Origin of the sequence: Acetobacter senegalensis (genome assembly GCF_001580995.1) — a bacterium.
GTDB lineage: Bacteria > Pseudomonadota > Alphaproteobacteria > Acetobacterales > Acetobacteraceae > Acetobacter > Acetobacter senegalensis.
Map to the genome: position 1 here is coordinate 45,897 of NZ_LHZU01000122.1, position 6,000 is coordinate 51,896.

6 protein-coding genes and 1 pseudogene are annotated in these 6,000 nt (G+C 51.0%); 4 read left to right on the forward strand and 3 right to left on the reverse strand.

Annotation, left to right across the window (positions count from 1 at the left end; translation table 11 throughout):
• Positions 1-540: 540 nt before the first annotated feature.
• Both AD948_RS07050 and AD948_RS07055 read left to right on the forward strand, forming a co-directional pair.
• Positions 541-1,119, forward strand: coding sequence for an acyl-homoserine-lactone synthase (locus AD948_RS07050; protein WP_148262867.1), 579 nt, complete (start codon positions 541-543; stop codon positions 1,117-1,119).
• 62 nt (positions 1,120-1,181) lie between these two features.
• On the forward strand, positions 1,182-1,928 hold the full coding sequence (locus AD948_RS07055) for a helix-turn-helix transcriptional regulator (RefSeq protein WP_169797392.1): 747 nt from the start codon (positions 1,182-1,184) through the stop codon (positions 1,926-1,928).
• A gap of 307 nt (positions 1,929-2,235) precedes the next feature.
• Here the strand turns inward: AD948_RS07055 and AD948_RS07060 are convergent.
• Both AD948_RS07060 and AD948_RS07065 read right to left on the reverse strand, forming a co-directional pair.
• Positions 2,236-2,514, reverse strand: a pseudogene (locus AD948_RS07060) (Na+/H+ antiporter NhaA); the annotation flags it as partial.
• A gap of 93 nt (positions 2,515-2,607) precedes the next feature.
• The gene (locus tag AD948_RS07065) at positions 2,608-3,540 is read right to left on the reverse strand and encodes an SDR family oxidoreductase (RefSeq protein ID WP_061471290.1); all 933 of its coding nucleotides are present in this window, start codon (positions 3,538-3,540) and stop codon (positions 2,608-2,610) included.
• 151 nt (positions 3,541-3,691) lie between these two features.
• On the opposite strand from AD948_RS07065, the gene AD948_RS07070 reads away from it, so the two are divergent.
• On the forward strand, positions 3,692-4,384 hold the full coding sequence (locus tag AD948_RS07070) for a type 1 glutamine amidotransferase domain-containing protein (RefSeq protein WP_061471291.1): 693 nt from the start codon (positions 3,692-3,694) through the stop codon (positions 4,382-4,384).
• Here AD948_RS07070 and AD948_RS07075 read toward each other — a convergent pair.
• Complete coding sequence (locus tag AD948_RS07075; protein ID WP_248845954.1) at positions 4,381-4,893, reverse strand: MerR family transcriptional regulator; 513 nt, start codon at positions 4,891-4,893, stop codon at positions 4,381-4,383. The genes AD948_RS07070 and AD948_RS07075 overlap by 4 nt on opposite strands.
• 92 nt (positions 4,894-4,985) lie before the next feature.
• Here AD948_RS07075 and AD948_RS07080 point away from each other — a divergent pair, with 92 nt between their 5' ends.
• Positions 4,986-5,822 carry an alpha/beta fold hydrolase gene (locus tag AD948_RS07080; protein WP_061471292.1) on the forward strand — a complete coding sequence of 279 codons (837 nt, stop codon included), beginning with the start codon at positions 4,986-4,988 and terminating at the stop codon, positions 5,820-5,822.
• Positions 5,823-6,000 lie beyond the last annotated feature (178 nt).

The following is a 6,000-nucleotide window of genomic DNA, read 5'->3' on the forward strand; positions in this document are numbered from 1 at the left end:
TTCTTTAAGATAGAAGATGACCCTGGCGGCGATGTGGATTGCTGACATGAAGGTGTGAGCACAGCGGTCATATCGTGTTGTGACACGTCACCAGTCTTTCAGCTTTGCGAACATGTTTTCGATAAGATACGCCTTTTATAAAGCCGCTTTTTAAGCGGGGATACCGGCCTCCTATGCACTTTAAGATGTGCCGCATCGATCATCAAACGGGTCGAACACGTCTTCTCGGATCAAAAATCATAGAGTGGGCTATTCATATGAGCGGTCAGTATCGAACGAGCCACCATGATAATCGGGCTCACAAATATCATCCAGAATATACACCGTTTCCTCATCCTAAAGCGGATCAGCGCAGCGGCGTAGACGTTCAGGATGAAGATGCCTTTCTTCGAACTGCCTTACAAAAATTTAGATAAATTCATATTATATGGAAATTATAAATATAACAAAACAACATTTAATATATTAATAGTGATATATTAACATGCGCAAAATAAATATCAATCATCTTATTGTTTTCAATATACTTGGAGATAGAAGGTGATTAAGGTCTTTTCCTATGAAGATAGATGGCTGCACCATGAAACATATAACAATATGCTAAAAGCTAGGGCGTCGGTATTTCAAGACAGACTCAAGTGGGACGTCTGCGTAAAGGACGGTCGGGAAGAGGATGACTATGACCGGAAATACAACCCGCTCTATATCGTTTCTGAGCGCCCAGACGGAAGCCACGCAACCTCTATGAGAGTGCTTCCGACAACAGGCCCCACAATGCTTAGGGACATCTTTCATCAGTTTTTCCCAGACTGCCCCGATATCTATGGAGCAAATATATGGGAAACAACACGATACTGCGCGACCTTCAAAAAGGGCGATCCTATTACGTACACAGGAGAGCTATTTGGAGAATTATGCCGTGTTTGCCTGGCAAGCGGCATCGACCATCTAACCGGGATATTCTTCAAACCTATGCACCGCATTTTCTGCCGTGCGGGGTGGGAGCCAGTGCCAGTGATGTCTGCAGAACATGACGGAAAAACAATTACTCTTGCGACCTTTGAAGTTTCGCAAGCGCAAATGGCGAACATATTAAATAAATTTTCGTTATCCCCTTAATCTTATCAAAATCATCAGCTTATGGTATGGGTAGCCTTAGTTCAACTTTGGCGCCCATAGGCATGAATTCCACACAACCTCGTCCAGATTATTTGTTTATTGCAGATGACATTTTCACCGACATTGCTAAAGCGCAAACGCCCGAAGACGCCCACAGCATTGCCGAAAGAATCAAAGAAACCACCCCAATTGAAAATTTGACTTATGTTTTCTTGTCTAACTCAAGCATCAGAAACAAAAGTAAAACCGTCATCACGACATACAGTGACGACTGGCAAGATCTCTATATGAGAAATGATTTTTTGAAAGATGACCCTGCTGTCAGAGCATCTTTTCAGAGTATTTTGCCTTTCGACTGGGGAGATATCTCCGGAATGAGCCGAAAAGAACGACGTGTCATGGCACTCTCTCGGGAATATGGGATCGGATCACATGGTTTATCAATCCCAGTTCGGGGTCTCAGGGGCGAACTGGGTGTTCTGACCGTCACGTCGAATGAGGAAGGTGTTTTTTCTGGCCCTCAACGAAGCTCATATATTCGGACGTTCGCTCAGATTGGAACATATTTCCACGAATGGTTTAGCGTTGAGGCTGGCATCAGGCGGCATGCGGATATTCCTCGCCTTTCATGGCGAGAAAAAGAGTGCCTTGCACTGTGCGCAGACGGCCTTATGGCGCAGAGAATTAGCGAAAAACTCGGCATCTCAGAGGCCGCAATTCGCCTCTATCTTTCATCAGCCCGCCACAAATTACAAAGTCAAACAACCTGCGGAGCCGTAGCAAAAGCAATCCGCTTGGGAATAATTTGAAACGAAATATTTTATCTCTACCGTCAGCGTTTCCTTACGGCATATCGTCAATTAAGTTCTGAGTGTGAAACTAAGCGGACATATGCGACGCGTAGGCGGCAATTAATATCCCCCAGCATATCTACCTCCCTCTTTACTTTTCCCTTGCCGCAGCGAGGCCACTTCAACACAACCGATAGAAAAACCGTTCTTTCACTAATCGGTTTTTCAACGGAAAAAACATGTCCGGGTGAACATCCGCCAATGACACATCCACATTCATGAAGCAAAAAAGCGGCAGGGCAACGCGGGGTAGTGACGAGAATTACCCTGAGGCGATTTCCTTCTTCATTTCGAGAATAACCACCAGAAAAAACAGACCATAAGCCCGTCTGAGACCCATGGGTCCATGTTATCCGGCCCACGCGGTCCCAGAAAAGAAAGCTTCATGGGGGTCGTTATCAGGGCTGTATAACCCAACGCCCACGGAGAATTTTCCCGGACACGGCCCGCAAGAGGCGCAAACAGGAGACCAGATGCGCAGCCTGACGGAGAAGCCAAGGAAAGATCGAAGATGGGCCGTGGACGCAATATAGGCTTCAATCATTTCTCTTCAGTTGAACAAGGCACACTTCCAGATGAGTCAAAGGTTCTCCGCTGTCCTGTCATAATGTTTCTCGTTGCGTCCAGAAGGAGGGCATTATTCGCCTCTCCACTCCTTCCTGATCAGGTCCAGACCCTCCTCGTATGTCGTGACAGAAAATGCTGGAAAACGGCGTTTGAATTTCGTTGAGTCGAAAAGATTGTCCTGCTCATAACGGGGCAGTAGTTCTCTGATCTCTCGCACCTGTTTTGAGAAAGTGCCTGCGAGGAACAGTGACCACTTTCCGATAACCGAATAGGAAGGTGTGCGGCCGAAAGCCCGCCTGGCCATGGTGACGAATGTCTTATAGGTCGGCCGATCATCACAGCATGGCAGATGCCAGGTCTGGCCATAAGCATCCGGCGCATTGCCCAGAGTTGCCAGCCCGCGGCTCGCATCCGGCGTCCAGATGAGAGTCCGGCGCGTATCATCACGGACAGGGACCAGAGGTCTTTTGCCTGCTTTCAGCCTGTCAATAATCAGGGTGTTTGTGAAGCTCTGCGTTTTCCCCGGGCCATAGAATTCCGGCGCACGGGCGATGAGCACAGGAATCTCTCCCCGGCCCATTTCTTCCAGCACCATAGACGCCATTGCAGCGCGCACCCGCCCTTTACGACCAACTGGTGCAAACGGCGTTTCCTCCGTCTGGATCTGGCTCTTCTGTGGATACATGTAAGTATTATCGAAATAGGCAAAACTAGCCCCCGCTATCCGGCACGCCTGCAAGGCGTTTTTTAGCATGACCGGGAACTTCTCTTCCCAGAGCGTGCTGTCAGGGGGCAGGCCAGCGGTGAAATAGACGATTCTGCTGCCTTTTACGGCTTCTGTCGTCTGCCCTGCATCCAGCAGGTTCGCAGCCATAACGGTATCGTCTTGGTTCACCTTGCGGGGATTGCGGCTCACGAGCCGCAGGTCGCCTGTATGATGCTGATGCAATGTCCGCGCCAGTTCCGTGGCGATCTGGCCATTTGCGCCCAGAATTGTCTGCATGTGGGGCTGCCTCCATGGTGCTAGGTAGATTTGCCCTTACAACGCTAACGTTGAAGCCAAGTTGAATGTCAAACAACAGATTGACCTTCAACCGGACTTGAACGTTACAGAATGATCGTCCCACTACCCTGCCGCATGAAAGGGGCCAGCCATGAGCCGCCGTATCCTTCACGTTGCCACCAATATCTCGCATTTTGACAATCCTGCGCATTCGACCGGATTATGGCTGGCGGAACTGACGCATGCCTGGGACGTGTTTGCCGCCAAAGGTTATGAACAGCGCATTGTCAGTCCCAAAGGGGGCAAGGTTCCCCTTGACCCGCGTGCGTTGAAATGGCCGATGCGCGACGCCTCCTCCAGAGCGTGGCTGACCGATCCGGTGAAGATGGCCCTGCTCTCTTCAACCCCCTGCCCCGCAGACATCAATCCGCAAGATTATGATGCGATCTACTTTACTGGCGGCCATGGCGTGATGTGGGACTTTCCGGACAGTGAAGGCCTTCAGGCCATCACGCGCGCAGTGTGGGAAAAAGGCGGCATTGTTTCCGCTGTCTGTCATGGATATTGCGGGCTTCTGAACACGCGGCTTGCAGACGGTTCTTTTCTGGTCTCCGGGCGTAAAATCACCGGATTTTCGTGGGCTGAGGAAAGGCTGGCTGGCGTATCCGGAGAAATACCCTACAATGCGGAATCTGAAATGAAAGAACGGGGCGCACTTTACGAAAAAGCCCTTCTGCCTTTCATGTCCCATGTTGTCACGGATGGAAGGCTGGTGACGGGTCAGAACCCCTTTTCTGCCAGAGCGACCGCAAAAAAAATATTGTCTCTTCTGGAAGGACTTTAAGGCGAAACAGCCTTTTTGCTTCGCCCTTTCCGCACAGACAGACGACGATCTGTCTTGTCCAGAAGGCGGACATCGTCAGGCGTGACGTCCAGATTTTCGGGATGTTCCATAAGCATATTCGTCAGGACACGGTGGGCATTGGCCGCACAGTCCATGTCTTCGGGGCGCGCCTGAATGTCTTCAACCAGACGAAGGAGATGGGCTTTGCTTTGGGCCAGACGTGCCTGCAGCGCCTCGATATCCGCAATCTTGCGTGTCAGTGCGTCCATGAGCGCATCATGGTCCCAGTGTTGCAGGTCAGAGGGCAACAGGGTGCGGATTTCATCCAGCGTAAACCCGGCCCGCTGCGCTGTTGTGATGAGCCCCAGAATCAGCACGGCCTGCGGTGGATAGGTTCGGTATCCGTTGGAACGCCGATCAACCGTTTTCAGCAGTCCGATACGCTCATAGAACCGGATTTTGGACGTCGTAAGGCCGGTTTGCTGGGCCAGTTCTCCAATCTTCATCATCTGTCTTCTGTTACAAATTCATCTTGACGTTGAACTTATGTTCAACGTTAGCGTCTGAGCACTATCAGTTCTAAATGCTCAGGGGAAGTATCATGTCATTTGTCACGACATCCGACGGCGTAGAGATTTTTTATAAGGACTGGGGGCCGAAGGATGCACAGCCGATCGTTTTCCATCATGGCTGGCCACTCAGCGCCGATGACTGGGACACGCAGATGCTGTTCTTCCTGAGCAAGGGTTTTCGCGTCATTGCGCATGACCGCCGCGGTCACGGACGATCAGCGCAGGTGAGCGCCGGTCATGACATGGACCATTACGCGGCTGACGCCTCGGCTGTTGTCGAACATCTTGATCTAAAAAATGCCATTCATGTCGGGCATTCGACAGGGGGCGGACAGGTTGCCCGCTATGTTGCAAAATACGGCCAGCCTCAGGCGCGTGTTGCCAAAGCCGTGCTTATCAGTTCAGTGCCGCCTTTGATGGTCCAGACGGATCGCAGTCCGGAAGGCGCGCCGATCAAAGTCCTCGACGGACTACGTGCCGGGTTGGCGGCAAATCGCGCGCAGTTCTTTCTAGATGTAGCGAACGGCCCATTTTACGGTTTCAACCGTGCGGGAGCTGAAATTTCTGAAGGGACGATCCGCAACTGGTGGCGTCAGGGCATGACGGGCAGTGCAAAAGCCCATTATGAAGGGATCAGGGCCTTCTCAGAAACGGACCAGACGGAAGACCTGAAAGCCATCACAGTGCCGGTGCTTGTGCTGCAGGGTGATGATGATCAAGTCGTGCCCTACAAAAATGCGGCTATCCTTCAGGACAGGCTGCTTCAGAACAGCACGTTGAAAATCTATCCCGGCTATCCGCATGGCATGCACAAGACACATGCTGACGTCATCAATGCCGATATTCTAGCGTTTATTACCGGCTGAAAATAGCGTCCAGACGATGTGGCGTTTTAAGGTCGGTGAGAGAGATTTCATCTCTTCACCTCCCTTGCTGAAATACGGCGTGAATGGCGGCTTTACGAAAACGTCTCTGACGGACGTAATGTCTTGAATGAGGCGGAGGGAACGAACCCGCTACGCGGGATTGGTGCGGTGTGCAGGT

Coding starts and splice junctions, on each gene's coding strand:
- AD948_RS07080 (WP_061471292.1), top strand. CDS start 4,986: ATGTCATTTGTCACGACATCCGACGGCGTAGAGATTTTTTATAAGGAC.
- AD948_RS07075 (WP_248845954.1), bottom strand. CDS start 4,893: ATGATGAAGATTGGAGAACTGGCCCAGCAAACCGGCCTTACGACGTCC.
- AD948_RS07055 (WP_169797392.1), top strand. CDS start 1,182: ATGAATTCCACACAACCTCGTCCAGATTATTTGTTTATTGCAGATGAC.
- AD948_RS07065 (WP_061471290.1), bottom strand. CDS start 3,540: ATGCAGACAATTCTGGGCGCAAATGGCCAGATCGCCACGGAACTGGCG.
- AD948_RS07070 (WP_061471291.1), top strand. CDS start 3,692: ATGAGCCGCCGTATCCTTCACGTTGCCACCAATATCTCGCATTTTGAC.